15 protein-coding genes and 2 pseudogenes are annotated in these 18342 nt (G+C 59.7%); 9 read left to right on the plus strand and 8 right to left on the minus strand.

The window, feature by feature from the left end; all coding sequences use genetic code 11:
* Positions 1 to 181 precede the first annotated feature (181 nt).
* Both BW33_RS04170 and BW33_RS04175 read right to left on the minus strand, forming a co-directional pair.
* Positions 182 to 853 carry a DUF3313 domain-containing protein gene (locus BW33_RS04170; RefSeq protein WP_047597250.1) on the minus strand — a complete coding sequence of 224 codons (672 nt, stop codon included), beginning with the start codon at positions 851 to 853 and terminating at the stop codon, positions 182 to 184.
* Positions 854 to 888: 35 nt separating this feature from the next.
* Positions 889 to 1212: a hypothetical protein gene (locus BW33_RS04175; protein WP_047597251.1), complete on the minus strand. Its 324-nt coding sequence runs from the start codon at positions 1210 to 1212 to the stop codon at positions 889 to 891.
* 164 nt (positions 1213 to 1376) lie between these two features.
* Between BW33_RS04175 and BW33_RS04180 the strand changes: the two genes are divergently transcribed.
* The 6 genes from BW33_RS04180 (at position 1377) to BW33_RS04205 (ending at position 7981) form a co-directional block, all read left to right on the plus strand.
* Complete coding sequence (locus tag BW33_RS04180; protein WP_047597252.1) at positions 1377 to 2087, plus strand: response regulator; 711 nt, start codon at positions 1377 to 1379, stop codon at positions 2085 to 2087.
* The gene (locus tag BW33_RS04185) at positions 2084 to 3412 is read left to right on the plus strand and encodes an ATP-binding protein (protein WP_047597254.1); all 1329 of its coding nucleotides are present in this window, start codon (positions 2084 to 2086) and stop codon (positions 3410 to 3412) included. Before BW33_RS04180 ends, BW33_RS04185 begins: the two co-directional genes overlap by 4 nt.
* A 62-nt stretch (positions 3413 to 3474) precedes the next feature.
* Complete coding sequence (locus tag BW33_RS04190; protein WP_047597255.1) at positions 3475 to 4659, plus strand: DUF2252 family protein; 1185 nt, start codon at positions 3475 to 3477, stop codon at positions 4657 to 4659.
* A 93-nt stretch (positions 4660 to 4752) separates the two neighbouring features.
* A complete protein-coding gene (locus BW33_RS04195) occupies positions 4753 to 6042 on the plus strand; it encodes an NAD(P)/FAD-dependent oxidoreductase (protein ID WP_047597256.1) in 1290 nt (429 codons plus the stop codon).
* A 13-nt stretch (positions 6043 to 6055) separates the two neighbouring features.
* Complete coding sequence (locus BW33_RS04200) at positions 6056 to 6613, plus strand: helix-turn-helix domain-containing protein (RefSeq protein WP_047597257.1); 558 nt, start codon at positions 6056 to 6058, stop codon at positions 6611 to 6613.
* Positions 6614 to 6634: 21 nt separating this feature from the next.
* Entirely contained in the window at positions 6635 to 7981 is a 1347-nt protein-coding gene (locus tag BW33_RS04205; RefSeq protein WP_047597258.1) for a glutamine synthetase family protein, read from the plus strand.
* A gap of 9 nt (positions 7982 to 7990) precedes the next feature.
* On the opposite strand, the gene BW33_RS04210 is transcribed toward BW33_RS04205, so the two are convergent.
* The 6 genes and pseudogenes from BW33_RS04210 to BW33_RS28880 form a co-directional block, all read right to left on the minus strand.
* Positions 7991 to 9970, minus strand: coding sequence for a pYEATS domain-containing protein (locus BW33_RS04210; protein WP_047597259.1), 1980 nt, complete (start codon positions 9968 to 9970; stop codon positions 7991 to 7993).
* On the minus strand, positions 9960 to 11093 hold the full coding sequence (locus BW33_RS04215) for a caspase family protein (protein WP_052032680.1): 1134 nt from the start codon (positions 11091 to 11093) through the stop codon (positions 9960 to 9962). The genes BW33_RS04210 and BW33_RS04215 overlap by 11 nt, the downstream gene beginning before the upstream one ends.
* Positions 11094 to 11103: 10 nt before the next feature.
* Entirely contained in the window at positions 11104 to 12606 is a 1503-nt protein-coding gene (locus tag BW33_RS04220) for an alpha/beta hydrolase (protein WP_047597260.1), read from the minus strand.
* 92 nt (positions 12607 to 12698) lie between these two features.
* The gene (locus tag BW33_RS04225; RefSeq protein ID WP_047597262.1) at positions 12699 to 15320 is read right to left on the minus strand and encodes a bifunctional diguanylate cyclase/phosphodiesterase; all 2622 of its coding nucleotides are present in this window, start codon (positions 15318 to 15320) and stop codon (positions 12699 to 12701) included.
* Between the two features lie 125 nt (positions 15321 to 15445).
* Positions 15446 to 15538 (minus strand): annotated as a pseudogene (locus tag BW33_RS28875) (AraC family transcriptional regulator); the annotation flags it as partial.
* Between the two features lie 3 nt (positions 15539 to 15541).
* Positions 15542 to 15664, minus strand: a pseudogene (locus BW33_RS28880) (short-chain dehydrogenase/reductase); the annotation flags it as partial.
* 333 nt (positions 15665 to 15997) lie between these two features.
* Here BW33_RS28880 and BW33_RS04235 point away from each other — a divergent pair.
* The 3 genes from BW33_RS04235 to BW33_RS04245 all read left to right on the plus strand — a co-directional run bounded on the left by BW33_RS04235 (position 15998) and on the right by BW33_RS04245 (position 18340).
* On the plus strand, positions 15998 to 16666 hold the full coding sequence (locus BW33_RS04235; RefSeq protein ID WP_047597264.1) for a GntR family transcriptional regulator: 669 nt from the start codon (positions 15998 to 16000) through the stop codon (positions 16664 to 16666).
* Between the two features lie 79 nt (positions 16667 to 16745).
* Positions 16746 to 17552, plus strand: coding sequence for an ABC transporter substrate-binding protein (locus tag BW33_RS04240; RefSeq protein ID WP_047597266.1), 807 nt, complete (start codon positions 16746 to 16748; stop codon positions 17550 to 17552).
* A gap of 11 nt (positions 17553 to 17563) precedes the next feature.
* The gene (locus tag BW33_RS04245) at positions 17564 to 18340 is read left to right on the plus strand and encodes an amino acid ABC transporter permease (protein WP_047597267.1); all 777 of its coding nucleotides are present in this window, start codon (positions 17564 to 17566) and stop codon (positions 18338 to 18340) included.
* Positions 18341 to 18342: the final 2 nt, after the last annotated feature.

Genomic DNA, 18342 nt, shown 5'->3' on the forward strand with positions numbered 1-18342 from the left:
CATGAGTGGATTCAGCGATTGCAACCGACTGAAGAATGCCTGGAGTCCAAAACATGATCTGTGGCGAGGGAGCTTGCTCCCGCCGGGTGCGCAGCAGCCATCTCTGAGAAGCGGGACTGCTCCGCGCTCCAGCGGGAGCAAGCTCCCTCGCCACAACAGACCTGTTCATCAGTAGATATGGCTAACGACGGGTCGCCAGGTAGGACTGTCCAAGATCACTCGCCCAACCATCCAGCACGCCTTTGACGTCATCGGCGGTCAGCACCTGTTGGTCGTTCTCCAGCGGCAGCCCGATGCCCTTGCGCACGACTTCGGCGACCACTTCACCGGTTGAGCCGTCTTCGAACGAGACTTCGGTGGTGATTTCACTGTCCTGGTCGCGGATGCCGGTGGCGGTGCTCACGCCGGCGGCAACCAGGGTCACCGGTAGCCATTCATAAAAGCGCAGGCCCTGGGTGCTGGCGGCGACGCGGGTGATCGCCGGTCTGACGGTCAGGGTATTCGGGCCGGGTTGCGACACCAGGTGCATGACCTTGCCCAGTTCCAGCCTGAGCGCGGCCTCGTAGTAGTCGGTGACGCCGGACAGCGTGCTCAGCGGGATCCGTTCGGTCGGCGCGGCGCTGGGGTAGAACTGGCTGGGCGCCAGATAGGCCTGGGTGTAACGCCCCCGGGCCAGCGCCGGGCTGACCCAGCCCAGCACCGTCTGCCCCGATGGCGACTGGTGCTCGCTGAGCACGCTGTAATCGTGCAGGAATCCCGTGTACTTCTGCGGTTCGACGGTTTTGCTGCTGCAGGCCGACAGGCTGAGGGACGCCGTACACAGCACCGACATCAAGCAATGGCTTCTGATCATGCGAATCCTTGTTTTGCGCTTTTGCCCCGCGTCGTTCAAGCGCGGGCAGTGATTGGGGAGGAGAGCGGCGGGGTGTTGTCCGAGCATTCGATGTGCAATTGGCCGTGGCTCATGATCCATTGGATGAGGTCGGCGGCCGGAATCGAATGCACGTACTCCACCCATTGCGAATCGCAGGGGTCGTACTGCTCGAAATAGCGGCGCAGAACGATACGGCTTTGGTCATCTGACAGGCCCAGGCAGAACTCCTGGAACAACAGCGGCGTATCCTGCTCAGGCGCGCTGGTGCGCTGGCTGAGAATCAACGGATAGCGGGCGTCGTGGCCCTCGGCGGTATAACGGTTGTGCAATGCGCTCATTGAATGCCCCCCGGTTGTCGATGCGTGCAGGGTGCCTGAGGGGTTTTGCCGCAGAATGTCCGCTTGATGTCCGGGACGACGGAATGTTGCTCGATTGAAATATATGACCCGCCCGCCAGAATAGTTTTAGATGCGTTCTTTTTTGGCCTGAGGATCCTGTGCCCGTGAGCAGACTGCTGATCGTCGACGATGACGTGGAAATTCTCGCCCTGCTGAAGAAGTTCTTCGTCCAGCACGCCTACGAGGTCGATGTCGCAGCCGACGGCGCAGCAATGTGGGCGGCGATTGCGCAGCAGCGCCCGGACACGATCATTCTCGACCTGATGTTGCCCGGTGAAGGTGGCCTGAGCCTGTGCCAGAAAGTGCGGGCGCAGATGGGCATTCCGATCATCATGCTGACCGCCATGGGCGAGTTGAGCGACCGGATTGTCGGCCTTGAACTCGGTGCGGACGACTATGTGACCAAGCCGTTTGCCCCGCGTGAACTGCTGGCGCGCCTGCGTGCCGTGCAGCGTCGCGCCGGTGAGCAAGTCAGCCCTGCGAGTGAACCTTCGCGACCGGTGATCGCCTTCGCCGGTTGGCATCTGGATATCACTTGTCGTGAGCTGCGCTCCCCGGAAAACGTGATGATTCCGCTGTCCGGTGGCGAGTTCGACTTGCTGGTGGTGTTTCTCGAACACCCGCAGCGCATCCTCACCCGCGAGCAACTGATCGACCTGTCTCGCGGTCAGGGCCACGACGCCTTTGATCGCAGCATCGACGTGCAGGTCAGCCGCCTGCGCCGCAAGATCGAGCCGGACAGCAAGCGCCCGGACCTGATCCGCACCGTGCGCAACGGCGGTTATATGTTCACCGCCAAGGTCACCCGCGCATGATCCGTCGATTCCTGCGCCGTGACCCGCTGAGTCGGCGGATCGCGCTGACGATTGTCGCGGCCATGCTCGCTTCGCTGGCACTCAATTTCCTGTTCGTGGAGGTGGCCGGGACTTGGGCGCGACCACCGATTGAACGCACCGGGTTGCTGGAGCAGATTGCCGCGACCGTCAAAGTGATCGAGGCTGCCCCGGCGCCTCTACGCGCGCAACTGGCGCACGCGGCAACCGGCCCGACGCAGGAGGTGACGTGGAGTGCGCACCGCGACGAACTCGGATTGCCAGCGGGTGGTACGCAGCTCATCGCCAACAAGACGTCGGGGTTGCATCAGTTGTTGGGCGATGAGCGAGACATTCGGGTGTTCAATCCCGCTGACTGGCCGAGCGGCAGTCCGCTCGGCCGCTATGCGGCACTGATTCAATTGCCGGATGCCAGCTGGCTGTTGTTCTCTTCGCCCGAACGCTCCTGGGGCCTGGACATCGGCACGCGCATCGCGATCATCATCGCCCTGGGCCTGATCGCCACTGTGCTGGTGGCCTGGCTGGCCACGCAGCAACTGGCCAAACCGCTGCAACGTTTTGCCAGCGCCGCCCGGCGTTTTGGCGGTGATCTGCGCGCACCGCCGATCAAGGTCGAAGGTCCGGACGAGATCCGCCAGGCGATCATCGCCTTCAACACCATGCAGGCGCAGATTCAACACTACATCAGCGAACGCACGCACATGCTCGCGTCGATTTCCCACGACTTGCGCGCACCGCTGACCCGCATGCGCCTGCGCAGCGAGTTCATGGAGGACTTTGATCATCAGGGCAAACTGATCCGCGACATCGAAGAAATGCAGTCGATGATCAACGCGGCACTGGCGTTCTTTCGGGAAGACACTCAGCCGGAGCAAAGCACTGCGTTCGACCTCTCGGAATTGCTGCAGACGATCATCGACGACTACCGCGACCAGCACATTGCCATCGATTTCCACGGCCCGGCGCATCTGGTCTACGAGGGCCGGCCGCTGGGGATCAAACGGGTGATCGTCAACCTGCTGGAAAACGCCGAAAAGTATGCGCAGCAGCCGGCCATTGCCCTGAGCAGCGACGGTTACAGCGTCTGCATCGACGTCAGTGACAACGGGCCGGGGATTCCCGAAGCGTCGTTGCAGCGGGTGTTCGACCCGTTTTTTCGCCTGGAAACCTCGCGCAACCGGGAAACCGGTGGCGTCGGGCTCGGGCTGTCGGCGGCGCGGGCCATTGTGCGCGAGCAGGGCGGGGAACTGGCGTTGAGCAATCGCAGCGGCGGTGGTTTGCTGGCTCGGGTTGAGCTGCCACTGTAATACGTTGAAACATTTGGCCGTGACGAACGGTCAACAGGACACATTCTCTGCAAGAAGCGTCCATGAAAACCCCACGGCCCTCCGCACGGCTTGAACCACTGTCACAACTGCGCAATCTGAAAATGGCTCGCTCCGCGCATGCCTATGTTCGTGGCAGTACGGTGCAGTTTTATGAGTGGCTGCACAGCCAACCGGGCCGCAATTTGCCGCAGGGCCCGGCGGTGTGGATCTGCGGCGATTGTCACGCCGGCAACCTCGGGCCGACGGGCGATCTGAAGGGGCACATCGACATCCACATTCGCGACCTTGATCAAACCGTTATCGGCAATCCTGCGCATGATCTGGTGCGGCTGGCGCTGTCACTGGCCACCGCCGCCCGTGGCTCGGATCTGCCCGGCGTGGCCACGGCACGAATGCTCGAAGAGATGATGCGCGGCTATGAGCAGGCGTTTGAAGACGACGTCGACAAAGAGCCGCCAAGACCCGCGCAAGTGAAGGCCGGGATGCGCAGCGCGGTGCAGCGCACCTGGAAACATCTGGCCCAGGAGCGCATTGAAAGCACCCAGCCGACCATTCCGCTGGGCAAGCATTTCTGGTCGCTGTCACGCGAAGAACGCAGTGCGCTGAAGACCCTTTGCGCCACGCCAGACCTGCACACGCTGGTGACCTCGTTGAAGGGTCGCAACAAGGACGACCGGGTGAAAATGCTCGATTCGGCCTATTGGGTCAAAGGCTGCAGTTCGCTGGGGCTCAAGCGTTATGCGGTGCTACTCGGTGTGGGCGAGGGCGACGATCAAGAGTATTGCCTGCTGGATATCAAGGAAGCGATTGCCGCCGCCGCACCACGAGTGGCGCGAGCCGCGATGCCTCGCGACAACGGCAAACGTGTGGTTGAAGGCGCGCGTTTTCTCTCGCCGGGCCTGGGTAACCGGATGATCGCCACCCGGGTGCTCGACCATGGATTCTTCATCCGCGAACTGTTGCCTCAAGACATGAAACTGGAGCTGGATCAGTTGAGCCAGACCGACGCGATGCTCGCCGCCGGGTATCTGGCCCGCGTCGTGGGGCTGGCCCATGCCCGGCAAATGGACATGAGCACCCGGGCCTCATGGATGCGTGAACTGCAGGCGTGCCGCACGAAGGCGCTGGATGCGCCGTCGTGGCTGTGGACCAGTGTTGTGCAGTTGGTTGGCAAACATGAAAAAGGTTATCTGGAGCATTGCCGGCGTTATGCGCTGGAGCACTGATCTGTGTGAGTGAAACAGTTGCCGGTTGCCGATATGAAATTTGTTCTGTAGATTTTCATGAAATTATAAGAAATAAATTTCATGAGGCCGTGAATGTTTCAGCAATCCCAGCAGCATGTCGCCAGTTATTACGCTCACAGTTGCGCCGATATCCTTAGCACACGGCCGGCACTGGAAGGTGCGCACGACACTGAAGTGGTGATCATCGGTGCCGGTTTCAGTGGGCTGCACACGGCATTGCGTCTGGCGCTGGCCGGCAAGCGCGTCACTGTGATCGAAGCCAGTCGCGTGGCGTGGGCTGCCTCGGGGCGCAATGGCGGGCAGGCGATTCTGGGCTGGTCGTGCGACATGCCGCCGCTGGAAGCAGCGCTCGGCCATGAGCGCGCCCGGCGTCTGTGGGACGGCATGCGTTGGGCCGCGCAGGAACTGCGTGAATTACCCGGGCGGCATGGTTTCGATTGCGACTATCGCCCCGGCCATTTGTGGACGTCGGTGATGCCGCGTCGGGTCAGCCTGCTGACTGAATGGCAACACGAGGCCAGTCACAAGTGGGGCCATGACGGTCTGCAGTTCATTCCCCGTGAAGACCTGCCGCAATGGGTCGCCAGCGAGCGCTATCAGGCCGGCCTTTACGATGCCGAAGGCGCGCACCTCAATCCGTTGAAACTCGCTCTGGGTCTGGCCGCCGCCATCGAGCGCGCCGGCGGGCGCATTCATGAACAAAGCAAAGCGTTGAGTTATCAGCAGGAGGGCAGCGGTTTCCGGGTCAATACCGAGCGCGGTTCGGTGAAGGCCGATGTGCTGGTGCTGGCCTGCAACGCCTATCTCGATCAACTAGATCCGCAACTCTCAAGCTGCATCCTGCCGGTCGGCACTTATCAAGTCGCCACTGCGCCACTGACACCGGAGCAAGCCACCGCGCTGCTGCCGAGCAACGTCTGCGTGACCGACAACCAGTTCGTCCTCGATTACTTCCGCCGAACGCCGGACAACCGCTTGCTGTTCGGGGGCGGCTGCACCTATCTGGGCGGTATGCCCAAGGACATTGCGGCGGCGACTCGGCCGTTTCTCGAACGCGTGTTTCCTCAGCTCAAAGGTGTCGATCTGCAATTCGCCTGGGGCGGGCACATCGACCTGACCATGAACCGTACGCCGGATGTCGGCGGCGAGGGCAATCGTTATTGGCTGCAGGGCTATTCGGGCCACGGCGTGCTGCCGACATTGGCCGCCGCCCGTGCGGTGTCCGATGCGATTCTCGGCGAAGCGGATGAATTGGCGTTGTATCAGGGCCTGAGCAATGGCCGTTTCCCCGGAGGCAAGCACTTCGCAGCACCGCTGGAGGCCATCGGCAAGGCCTGGTATCGGCTGCGCGACAGCATTTGATGAGATTTTGACCATGAACAAGCAAGAAGAAATCGCTTCGCTGGCGATCCTGATCCACGACCTGCGCAAGCACAAGAAATACACCTTGAAAGAGCTGGCCGACAAAATCGGCCGTTCGGTGGGTTTTCTCTCGCAAGTCGAACGTGGGCTGTCGCGCCCGACCGTGGCCGACCTCACCGCGATCAGCGAAACCCTCGGCGTGCCGACCACCTATTTCTACAGCCTGCCCAAAGCCAGGCAAGTGCCGTGGGTCACCCGCCCGGACGAGCGCCGGACGCTGTATTACGCCAACGGCATCACCGACATTCTGGTGTCGCCGCAGATGCGCGCGTCGTTCTCCATGCTCGAAAGTCATCTGGAACCGGGCGCAAGCAGCGGCGACCGACACATGAGCGACAGCTCGGAGCAGGGCGGCTACGTCCTTGAAGGCGAGCTGACCTTGTGGCTGGGCCACGACGACGATCCGCTGACCTTAAAAGCCGGCGACAGCTTTCAATTCGACAGTCACACCCATTGCCGTTACGGCAACCTCACCGGGCAGCTCACTCGCGTGCTCTGGGTCTACACCTGATAACAACAAAGGATGAACACGATGGACGCTGTCTGCTCTGACCTGCTCGCCGAAGTGCGCGCGTTTCGCCAACGTTACCCCGAGGTGCGCTATGTCGACCTGATTTCCCTGGACATTCCGGGGCACTTTTACGGCAAGCGCTATCCGGTGGACATGCTCGAAAAAGTCGCGGCGGGCAGCGCACTGAAGCTGCCGCAGAACTGCGTGCTGCTGGGCGTGCAGGGCGGTCTGTTCAAGATTGGCGATTACTGTTTCAACGACGGCGACCCGGACGCCGTGCGCCGCTTGGTCCCGGGCACGCTCAAGCCCGTGACCTGGGAAGCGCAGCCGCTGGGGCAGATGCTGATTACCTCCGACGGCACCGCCAAACCGATCGAGTTCGAACCCCGCGAGGTGTTGGCAAAGGTACTCGACCGACTGGCGGGCAAAGGCATTCATCCGGTGGTGGCCTTCGAACTGGAGTTCTACCTGTTCGACAAAAAACTGCGCGACGGGCTTCCGCAATTCCCTCGGGACGAGCTGACCGACGACGCCGATGATCAACCGAACATGCACATCGAACGCCTGTCGCGTTTCGCCCCGGTGCTCGACGAAATGGTTGAAGCGACGCGGGCTCAGGGCATTGACGCCACGGTAATCACCGCGGAGCTGGGGCCTGGTCAGTTCGAGATCAATTTTGCTCATCTGGACGACGGCTTGCGCGCTGCGGACTGGGCGGCACTGTTCTGTCGCAGCACCCGCGGGGTTGCGCTCAAGCATGGCTACCGCGCCAGTTTCATGGCCAAGCCGTACGTGGAGCATCCGGGCAGCGGCATGCATGTGCATGTCAGCCTGTATGACGCGGCCGGCAACAACTTGCTGGCGGCCAATCACCAACAGCCGCTGCGCCATGCGGTCGCCGGGTGTCTGGATCTGCTGCCGCACAGCATGCCGATCTTCGCCCCGAACCAGAACGCCATGCGCCGCTTGAGCGGCACGGTAAACACCGCGACCAAGGCGAACTGGGGTTACGAAGATCGCGACGCCTGCCTGCGCATTCCTGAATCAGACACGAAAAACCTGCGCATCGAATACCGTCTGGCCGGCGCCGACGCCAACCCGTATCTGGTGCTGGCGGCAATTCTGGTGGGCCTGGAACATGGTCTGGAATCAGGCAACGAGCCGATCCCGCCACTCAACGACGACCGCAACAGCGGCATCGATTTCCCGACGGAAATCCTCGACGCGGTGCGCGCGTTGCAGCATCAGCCGCAACTGCGTGCGGGACTGGGCGCAGAGTTCGTCGACGTGTATTGCGAGAACAAACGTCAGGATCATCTGGCGTTCATGCAGGAGATCAGTGCGCGGGAGTATCGCTGGTATCTCTAAAACTCCACGTCAGCGCTCTTGAACGATTTGTGGTGCGGTCTTGAGCGCTGCCAGATTGAGTTCCAGTTCTATTGCTGGCCCGGGAATCCAGATGCCCACCGTAAAGCCACCCCAGGCAGAAACCAGGAGTTTAGCGACACCTCTTTTGAATCGGCGTTTAACGGATGCCGGTTTGAAGCTGTCGTGGAGGTGAAACTCGACTTCCTCACCATCTTCTCCCGGCCCTTCCACGAGCAGTTTGATACGAACCCAGTTTTTGGAGCGGCCCTCTGAAAACTCCGCAGAAACCCTGAAGCCTGCGAGGCTGGCCTTTCCACCGAACCGGCCCCTTTGCAGATCATCGCGGTACATCACCCGTCGCTTCAGTGCAGGGGCGGTATCGATGGGCCTGAGGCCAGAGCAATCCTCCTGTTCTTCCTTCGATGAGTGGGTCACCGCCGCATCAAGCATTTTACTGAATCTGTCCAGCCGGCTGGTCAGTTGCCGCGCGGGCAGGCCTAGTGAAACGGCCAGATCGGTGATGCCAACAGTATCCATGGGGCGGTGGTCTGTGTTGTTGATGAGATTAAGTGCCCGCAGCGCCGTTTCTTGAATATCCGAACTCCAGAGCTTCATTTTATCGGCCATACGATTGATGCTCGCCGTACCTGTTACCGTTTCCAGCTTTGCCACGACCTGATCGAGTAGCGACGGCAAGTCCTCAGTCGCAGAGCTTCGGCGCAGCCGCGCTTTACTGGCAGATAATTGCCAGCACAACCAGGCGGCGGTGCCTCCTGAAGAGCGGGTAGCGGCTGCCACAAGCGCGGTACCGCGCACAGCAGTGGGGCGGGCGATACTCTCCTCGATTGCCCAGCGCCAGGCGCAATCGAGCATCGGCGGACTTTCAATACGCTTGGGAAGGCTTCTGAAGCGGTCCGGGATGATGGTCTGCGGAATGGCTCGCGCCAATTCCCAATGCGCTGCGAGCGCGTCTGCCGGTATGCCCGGCTGGGCGGGGTTTGGAATCCAGTCGAGGATTCGCCTGCCCCAACGTTGCAAAACGTCTGCACCCGATCCGACAGACGCGCTTTCACCCGGTGTTTGCAGGCTTTCACCCCGCTTGAGGGTTGAAAGTGCAACCAAGGCTCCATAGAACCTGAGCAAGGGGTCGGTTTTCGGGTTATCAAGAACAGACACGACATCCTGTGTGAGTGAGTTTGTTCCATTGGCGAGATCGTAAATCAGCAGTTGTGCAAGGCGCATTCGTTCACGCATGCGATAGGTTTCTTCATCGCCGAGCACAGTGACGATGATCGTCTCGGCAGGATCGATACCGACGCTATCCTCTGCCACGAACCGTTCGACGTCAGGGACAATCAACCGGGTGTGCTTGACCTTCAGAAAAACCACCGTTTTGCGGCCAGCCAGCGACGGAACGATCAGTCCCAGCCGCTCATTGAGGATGGATCGGAAACCGACATGGAAGCGGCCAGGTTTGACCTGGTAGATGTAGCCTTTTTCATTGGACAGCAGATCGAGATTCAGCGACTGGGCAGAGTCTCTTCGCATTGCAACATCGTTTCGGTCGTACAGGCGAATACGCAGGTCTGCGACATTTTCGAGCAGAGAGTTCTCACCCGTGACAATCACGACGATTGAAGAATCCTGTGTTCGTTCAGAGGGTGTCAATGCATCGCTGACCGCATCAATCAGCGCATGAGTTTGCGGCTTGCTACTTTGTCTTGATGATACGTCGGACTCTATCTCGCTGGGGTCGAACTTCAACTGCGTTTTTTCCTGCCGGCCATCCAGTCGCACCATCGATTCCGACTGATGCCCGGCAGAATTCCAGCGCACCAGATACAGCCCTTCGGGCAACTGGGTATCGAGTTGCCCGGAGCCGCGCGCGATCTCGCTCAGGCTGGAGTCCAGCAATCTGATGGCAATGCCCGGCCGGGTAACCAGCGACAACTTGTACAGTGACCGTGAAGTGCTGGACTCATGGGACATGGATTTTCTCCCGAGTGGGTTGCACAAACATTCTGTGGCGCCCCGAGCCGTCATCGATTTCGATCACATAAAGGCTCTCCGGCAGGGGAGGCAATGACAGGGTCGGTCCGGTGACGACGAAGGCAGGCATATCGGCGACGGGTTTATTGTCGCCACCTTTGAGGATCAGCCTGGTTCCGTTTGCCAATGTCGAGACATTCAGCTCCGGACCATTGGGAAGGCCCGCCGGCCCCGTCACAATCAAGGGGCCGTGCGGATCAGGTCGATACGAGAGTTGGGGTAACTGATCATTGACGGTATAGCTTTTGATATTGGAATGGATGAAGTCTCGAAGCGGAGCCGCGTATAGCTCACCTGCGCTACCTGGACGATGCGTGCGTAAACCATCCATCAAGGCTTTGGTAAAGACACCGCGATACGGTTCCGTGCACGTTTCGTACGCGGGTTGACCCTCCTGGGCCGCGAACGCCATTCCCCAAGGTGCTATTGGATCACCGTCAAAATCAGAAACCGGCTGTACCTGGGTCATTAACCGTGAGGCCTCTGACCTACAGCAATCAGCGAACAAAAGGGCTTCGTTGAAGCGTTCGTGGAGTAAGGCCTTGCGAAAGCTCTCGCAAGGCACCAAACCTGCCGCGAGTTCGCTGGATTTCGGGTGAAAGTCACCTGCCATAAAGCAGGTTTCATCCTGGCCGCGACCATATATTCGAGCCCGAATGCCATGGCCGGCGAGAAAGACATACACGCGTCTGACTTCTTCATCATTGTCAACAAATGCGGTTGTGTACGCACCGCGTCCGACAGTTTCAATAGTGGATGTAATTTCCGTCGCCTTGGGGGCGCGCGCATTGTCAGGAGGTTGCCAATCGCTATCTTTCTTGTCATCAGGGATGAACCAGCTCGGCAACTCGCCTTCCAGATAATCTTTCAGCCGCCCCGCAGATAACGCTACAGGCCAGGGATACGTCCAGAAAAAAAGCCTTTCAGGCGGTACGTTGCCACCCAGGGGATCCAGTACCCAATCGGCGAAATCACAGGCATCGGCGACAGCGCCGTCCAACGGTTTCTGCGCGGCTCGCCGGTGATAGACATTGATGCCTACAACAATCGCCCAACTCTTCATTGATTGAACCTCAGAACAGGTTGCGGACTGTGTTCAGAGTCAAGAGTTCTTCATCAAACGCCCCGTGGCTGTCAGCCTTCGACACCTCTGGTGTGGGCGAATAAATGATGCTGCAGTCGTCCTGTTTGAAGAACGCCGAAATGCGTTTCTCTATCGCGCTCTCTGCCGGCGTCAGGCCTGACAGTTGAGAGAAGCGCTGCATTCCCAGAAGCGGGGCATCGACGTAGGCTTCATGCGATTGCTCTTCGAAGAGTCCGGAGACCAGATACAGCAGGGAGCTTGGGTAGATATACCCCTTGTCGTGCCCCAGTACGGCGTCGCGGCGTTCCAGTTCATCGGTCATGGTTATCATGCGACACCGGGAGACAAGATCACCGGCACGATCAAGCGTTGCAGCAAAAACATCCTTGCGTATAGCAGGCGCGAGCAGGAACAGTTTGACCTTTGCCGGAATGCCTTCGGCCTTCATGTGTTGCAACAAATGCGCTGCCCAGATGGAGCCAGCGCTGTGGGCGGTCACCACGAAGTCCTGCGTTTGGTTTGTTTTAAGCAATGCCAGCAGCGCACTTCCGAATTTTCCGTTTCCGAAGTGATCAGCGGCGTCGTTGACCATCATTCCCCATACTTTCGCGCCGATCAGATCTCCGTACAGTTCCCGACAGATTTCCTCTACTACGGTTGCGTGGAAACCATGATCCCGGCCACTGTTGAATCTGTTGAAACATCTGAGCGCGATTTGAGCAGCGTGCTCGAGCAGGAACGTTGCAACAGTGACCAAGCCTCGTGGCTGACCCGATATTGCCGCAGGTGGCGCGAGCTGTTGCTGGAGATTTTCGTCCAGGCGCTCCAGCATTTTTCCACCCGATACCGCATCCGCCCCCGCCGAGGCTGCCCGGGCTCCACTGGGGACATTGACGGCCTCGTCAATATCCGCCACAGCTTGCTGGAACTCTGTATCACTTTTAAGTTCTTTCCTGAATTCCAGGGCCAGATCAGCTTCGGATTGCCCGCCGAATATCGCTGCTCGCTGGCCTGCCGTTTGACCGGCAGGCAAATGTGAATCGACATCGTCGAAAGGTCGAGGTCCCTGTTTGCCAATAATGCGTTGTTGGATCTGCGCTTCGGAAAGTACGACCGGTTTCGCCCCACGAGCTCCGGGGATCGATACCCCGAGTTTACGGGCGACAAAGGCCAGTAACTTGCGCTGAATGGTTTGATAGAGACGATCGTCGTGGACTAGCTCGGTCCAGTTGGTCTGGATGGTTTCAAGCGCACCTGTTCGCCACACGACATAGACTTGCGTCCAGTCATCACCGAGGTTCCAGCTGCTTGGTTCAGTGCCGGAGAGTCGTTTGGCATTGGCTATTGCCGCAGCTTCATCAGTCAAGCCGCCGTGAAGGTGCAACAACAACTTCGCATCAGGTTTTTTGAGGGCTTGTGCCAGATCGGCAAGCAGCTCCTCCTGGCCATTATCTGCGACACCGTCTTTTGTCAGCACTATATAAGTGGCCATTGTTGGTCTTTCCCTGAGCGTGGGTTCGATGGTCGGTATCTGGAAGCGTCGATTGTCCAGATACGATAGTTGAAGTTCCCTGAACGGGTCGGCTAGATGACACGCCCTTTCTTCGGTGATGGATGAATGGCAGGCTCGGCCCTGGCGCTTTTCAACAACTGCGCAAACGCGGTCTTGTCGATCGGTCGACTCATGAAATAGCCCTGCACCTCGTTGCATTGATCCTTGCCGAGAATCTCCAGTTGCTCTTCGGTTTCCACGCCTTCGGCGGTGACGGTCAGGCCCATGGCTTTGCCCAGGCCGATGATCGCCTGAACCACGGCGCGATCGTTGGCGCCGTTGCTGATCGAGGCGATAAAGCGTTTGTCGATCTTGATCCCGTCGAACGGGTAGGCGCGCAGGTAGCCGAGGGACGAATAGCCGGTGCCGAAGTCGTCCATGTTCAGGCGCACGCCAAGTTCCTTGAGCGCATTCATCGTGGTCAGCGCGCCGTCGGTGTCGATGAGCATCACGTTTTCGGTGATTTCCAGTTCCAGGCGACTGGCCGGGAAACGGGTCTGGATCAGCGCTTCGCGCACGTCTTCGACGACGTCGCTGAGGGCAAACTGCGCCGGGGACAGATTGACCGAGAGCAGAATGTCCGACGGCCAGCTCAGTGCGGTTTCACAGGCTTCACGCAATACCCAGCGCCCCAGTGCCACGATCAGGTCGGTCTGTTCCGCCAGGCCGATGAACACGTCCGGCCCCAGCAGCCCCTTGGTCGGGTGTTGCCAGCGCACCAATGCCTCGACCGAGACGATGTGCTTGCCGTCGACGGTGTAGCGCGGCTGGTAATGCAGGATGAATTCCTCGTTCTTCAACGCGCCACGCAGATCGCTTTCCATTTGCCGGCGGGTCTGAATCTGGTCGTTCATGTGCGCTTCGAAATAACACCAGGTGTTCTTGCCCTCGGACTTGGCCTGATACAGCGCGATGTCGGCGCAACGGATCAACTCGCTGGGCACGAAACCCTGGCGGCGGCTCAGGGCGATACCGATGCTTGCGCCGACGTGCAGCGGATGGTGCTCGAAGACCATCGGTTGATGCAGGCTCTCGACCAGCCGGGTACAGAACCTGTCGACCTCTTGCCGAGTGTCCATGCCATTGAGCACCACGACGAACTCGTCACCGCCCAGGCGGGCGACGATGTCGTGCTCACGGGTGCATTCGCGCAGGCGACTGGCGACTTCCTGCAGCACCGCATCACCGGCCGGATGGCCGAGGGAATCGTTGATCGGCTTGAAGTTGTCCAGGTCAATCACCAGCAGCGACAACGGTGCGGCATGTTCCTTGAGCAACAGCGCCTCATCCAGATAACGCGCCAACTGGTTGCGATTGGGCAGCCCGGTCAGGGCGTCGTGCATCGACAGGTGCTGGATCTGCGCATGGGCAGCGACTTCGTCGGTGATGTCACTGGCGGTGCCGCGATAGCCGACCACGGTTTGCTTTTCGATAATCGGCCGCGCTGAGAGCCGACAGTGGCGTTGCTGCCCGGCGTGATCACGGTAGGTGCAACGCAGGTCGCTGGCATTGCTGTCTTCGGTAAGTTTTTTCAGCCACAGCTCCAGCGGCGTGGTATCGCAGGACAGCAGTTGCCCGATGCCTTGGCGCAGCCACTCGCTTTGCGGGTAGCCGGTCACCTCGCTGAAGCGCGCCGAGAGATAGGTCAGGCGCAGGTGTCTGTCGACTTCCCAGATCCAGTCCGACGCGGCTTCGGCCACCGCGCGAAAGCGTTCTTCACTGGCTTCCAGTGCATGGTTGGCCGCCTCCAGCGCCTGATTCGAGGTCTTCAATGTGCTGAAGCTGTGGTCGACATAGGTCGAAGATCGCACGGCGTGGCGCAGGAAATAGGCGGTCAGCAGCATCAGCACTGCCAGCACGCTGCCGAGTGTTGGCAGCAATGACCACAACAATTGCTGCCCGGGTCGCTTCAGACCTGCCGTCAAGCTGAAACCGGTGCTGTCCAGCGGCACGCGTGGTTGCTCCCCGCTGAGCTGTTCATCCGGAATCAGAGTCAGGTTGTTCAGGCCATAGGCCACGCCAAGCGCTTGCAGTTTGGCCGGTGTCAGCTTGTCGACGAATACCAGCACCGAGGTCTGTTTCGGATCGCCCACCGGACGCTCATCGTTGGGCAGAATGGCCGCTGCCGTGACCAGCGCCGGCCAGCCGTCGAAGAGCGAGTAAGTGCTGACAGGCACAGTCAACTCGGACTGGTTTTGCACCCGCTCAATCAGCGACGCGGCAGGCACCGCGAGCCAGCGCGCGATGTCCGCGTCTTCCTGCTGTCCTTGCACCACGGCGTATTTGGTGCCCTGCCGATCCAGCACAAACACGCCGTCATAACCGTCAGTGGTGAACAGCGTCTTGCCGATGTTCTGTTGGGTGTACGCCCAGTCGGTATCGACTTGGTTGTGCAAGTGCTCGTAAGCCGTGGTCCAGTCGGCATAACTGGTGATGTAGCTCTTTGAGGTGCTGATGCGATTTTCCAGCGCTCGGGCCATGTAGAAGCGGTTTTGCTCGACATCCTCGCGATCCAGGCGAGCGGCAATGCCGAGCAGGGTGCCGATAGCGGCAATCACCCCGACGATAAACAGTGTGCCGACCGCAAACGCCAGGCGGCGGGTGATTGCGCTTTGCTGAGGCGGAACCGGCGTAGCAGGAGCGAAACTGTCCATATGCTCGTCCTTGGTAGCTTGGGTTTGCTCATCTGGAACAGCGGCCTGGGCGCAATGTTCAATCTGTTGCTGGCGATTGCGCTGCGGCGGATTTCTCAAGCGTAGTGAATGCGCGGGGATTTTGCCTTTAGGCCGCGGCGGACCTTGCCGAAATGTCCTTGCTGCTGGAGCGCCGCACGCATCGAACCGCCCTGGGCACCGGTCAGGATCCGAGAGTAGGGGAGCCCGTCGATGCGTTCGAAATCGGTGACGTCGAGCAACACACCGTGTGCCCGATCCGCTGACAGGGCTTCGAAGGGTTTCAGATTGGCCTCGTTGCGCAGGGTACCGATCACCCGGTGATGAACAGGGTTTTGCTGCTGTGCATGGCAATCTCCGACAGACAGGTGAAACGACATGGCAGGCAGCGCGGCGTGCTAGGGGTATGCCGGTTTATGCGATCAGCCCTGAGGGTGCCATTCAGTGGAGTGTTACTCAGCTACCAATCCGCCCCTTTGCGGGGCGCGCAATGGGCCATCGGGTAGCACATCTCAAGTCTTGCACGGCAGGGTCGGGTAGCTGTTTTGCCGCTTAAATCATGCAAATCAAAAGCTTGGCCCGCTGATGTGAAATCTGGCATGCATCGTGCTTTTTTGTATTCGTGGATAATTGGATACAAAAATACAAAAGGTGCTGCCATGCAATTCGCTCCAGCCTATGACCAACGTCAACCGATGACCGCCGAGGAGGAGGCCTACAACTTTCTGTTGGAAGGCATCTGCGGCGGTCGTTATCGCAAGGGCGACCGGTTGATCGCCGAGGACATCGCCAGTGAAATCGGCATGAGCCGCATGCCGGTGCGCGAAGCCTTTCGCCGCCTCGATGCGCAGGGGCTGGTGACGCTCAGACCTAATCGCGGCGCGGTGGTCAGCGGTCTGGATGTCGAGCAAATGCATGAAGTTTTCGAAATGCGCAGTGCTCTGGAAGGGTTGGCGATTCGCATCGCGGTGCCAAAGATCAGCGAGCGTCAGTTGACCGCGCTGGAGCGGCTGCTCGATGAAATGGACGACTACCGCGAGGAGAGTGCGGCGTGGGTCAGCCGCCATCGCAAGTTCCATGAATACCTGTGCAGCCTCAGCGATCGCCCAAGGTTGCTGAAGCAGATCAGCGCCCTCTACTCACTGATCGAAGCCCCTATGCGCCTGTGGCTGCAGCACATCGAAAAGCCCCTGAGTGCGCGCCAGGAACACCAGATGATCCTCGATGCGATTCGTGCCGGCGACGCCAGCAAGGCCGAGACCGTGGTGCGCGAACATATCGAAGGCACCGTCCCCGAGCTGATCAGGTTTCTGCAATCGGAAAAATAACCACAGAGTGGAACACGAGTCCGCCGATGTTTTGACTTTGAGTACTGCCCCGTTACTAACCGAACTGGAGTGTCTGGTCATGCAAATGTCTCGCTTGTTACTGGCTACAATTTCCCTGGGACTCTGTTCGCAGTGGGCGCTTGCCGCACCCACGGTGCCGGAGCGTCTGGTCAAGGTCGACAAACTCACCTATTGCTCGGGCATGGATTCACCACCGCTGGTGTCTTTTGATGAAGCGCAAAAGCCCAAAGGCCTGACTGTCGATCTGGGCCTGGAAATCGCCAGGCGTCTGGGTGACAAGAAGGTCGATTGGCGGGTGATTCCGTTCTCCGGATTGCTCCCGGCCTTGCTCGCCAGACAGTGCGACATGATCGTTGACCAGTTGTTCGACAAGCCCGAGCGCCGCGAGGTGATCGACATCGTCAACTACATGTATTCCAGTCAGGCGGTGGTGGTGCCCAAGGGCAATCCGAAGGCGTTGAAAACCCTCGCGAATCTGAGCGGGCACAAGATCGCGGTGCTCAACGGTTCGACCATCAAGACCCTGCTCGACGCCGAAAATGAAAGCCTGACCAAGGCCGGCAAGTCGCCAATGAAACTGGTGGTCTACAACACCGACACCGATGCCTTCCAGGCTCTGCGCATCAATCAGGTCGACGCTTACGGCACCACGGTGGAAACCGCCGGTTATTACGCCGCGATGGCCCCGGATCTGTTCGAGGAAGGCGTCCCGGCCTTCAGCCGGATCCTGACCGGTCTGGGCATTCGCAAGGACGATCCGCAACTGAGCGCTGCGGTGCAGCAGATCATCACCGACATGCGCAGCGACGGCAGCTACAACCAGCTTCTGAGCAAATGGCACGTCTCCAGCGACACACTCGATTGAGGTAAGCGTTGATGAACTTCAATTGGGATGTGTTCTGGCAGTACCTGTTGCAGCCCAGCGGCGTTTATCTCACAGGGCTCTGGCTGACCTGCCTGATCAGTGTGCTGGCAATGTTGCTGGGCTGTGTGCTGGGGCTGGCCGCCGCGCTGCTGCGTTTGTCGAAGAACCCGTTGCTGCATCTGCCGGTGCGTTTTTATGTGTGGCTGATGCGCGGCACGCCGTTGCTGGTGCAGATCGTGTTCCTCTATACGGCGCTGGCGGCGGGCGGGATTTTTCGCTTCGAAGACATTGAGCTTTTGGGGCTGGTGATCCCCGGCAATATCCAGGCGGCGATCATCGCTCTGGGCCTCAACGAAGGCGCGTACATGGCCGAGATCATCCGCGCCGGGATCGGCGCCGTGGACAAGGGCCAGTACGAGGCCGGCCGTTCGCTGGGCATGACCTTCGCCAAACTGATGCGCCGTATCGTGCTGCCGCAAGCGTTTCGGGTGATCGTGCCGCCGCTGGGCAACGAGTTCAACGTGATGCTGAAAAACACCACGCTGGTCAGCGTGATCGGCGTGCAGGAGCTGTTGCTCAGCACGCAGATGGTCACCTCGGCGACTTTTCGGGTGTTCGAGTTGTACCTGGTGGTGGCGATTTATTTCCTGCTGCTTACCACGCTGTGGGGCTTCTTTCAGCGCTGGCTGGAGAACCGCTTCGGCCAGTCCGACCGACCTTCTTCACCTCCGCCGGCGTCCAGTCGGATGTTTGGCCGGAGCACTCTGAAACTGCTGAGGGGACGTTAATC

It is taken from the genome of Pseudomonas sp. RIT288 (assembly GCF_000631985.1).
Lineage (GTDB): Bacteria > Pseudomonadota > Gammaproteobacteria > Pseudomonadales > Pseudomonadaceae > Aquipseudomonas.

Excerpts from the sequence above, each read along its gene's own strand:
- BW33_RS04170 (WP_047597250.1), bottom strand. The coding sequence starts at position 853 with ATGATCAGAAGCCATTGCTTGATGTCGGTGCTGTGTACGGCGTCCCTC.
- BW33_RS04175 (WP_047597251.1), bottom strand. The coding sequence starts at position 1,212 with ATGAGCGCATTGCACAACCGTTATACCGCCGAGGGCCACGACGCCCGC.
- BW33_RS04185 (WP_047597254.1), top strand. The coding sequence starts at position 2,084 with ATGATCCGTCGATTCCTGCGCCGTGACCCGCTGAGTCGGCGGATCGCG.
- BW33_RS04190 (WP_047597255.1), top strand. The coding sequence starts at position 3,475 with ATGAAAACCCCACGGCCCTCCGCACGGCTTGAACCACTGTCACAACTG.
- BW33_RS04195 (WP_047597256.1), top strand. The coding sequence starts at position 4,753 with ATGTTTCAGCAATCCCAGCAGCATGTCGCCAGTTATTACGCTCACAGT.
- BW33_RS04200 (WP_047597257.1), top strand. The coding sequence starts at position 6,056 with ATGAACAAGCAAGAAGAAATCGCTTCGCTGGCGATCCTGATCCACGAC.
- BW33_RS04205 (WP_047597258.1), top strand. The coding sequence starts at position 6,635 with ATGGACGCTGTCTGCTCTGACCTGCTCGCCGAAGTGCGCGCGTTTCGC.
- BW33_RS04210 (WP_047597259.1), bottom strand. The coding sequence starts at position 9,970 with ATGTCCCATGAGTCCAGCACTTCACGGTCACTGTACAAGTTGTCGCTG.
- BW33_RS04215 (WP_052032680.1), bottom strand. The coding sequence starts at position 11,093 with ATGAAGAGTTGGGCGATTGTTGTAGGCATCAATGTCTATCACCGGCGA.
- BW33_RS04220 (WP_047597260.1), bottom strand. The coding sequence starts at position 12,606 with ATGGCCACTTATATAGTGCTGACAAAAGACGGTGTCGCAGATAATGGC.
- BW33_RS04225 (WP_047597262.1), bottom strand. The coding sequence starts at position 15,320 with ATGGACAGTTTCGCTCCTGCTACGCCGGTTCCGCCTCAGCAAAGCGCA.
- BW33_RS04235 (WP_047597264.1), top strand. The coding sequence starts at position 15,998 with ATGCAATTCGCTCCAGCCTATGACCAACGTCAACCGATGACCGCCGAG.
- BW33_RS04240 (WP_047597266.1), top strand. The coding sequence starts at position 16,746 with ATGCAAATGTCTCGCTTGTTACTGGCTACAATTTCCCTGGGACTCTGT.
- BW33_RS04245 (WP_047597267.1), top strand. The coding sequence starts at position 17,564 with ATGAACTTCAATTGGGATGTGTTCTGGCAGTACCTGTTGCAGCCCAGC.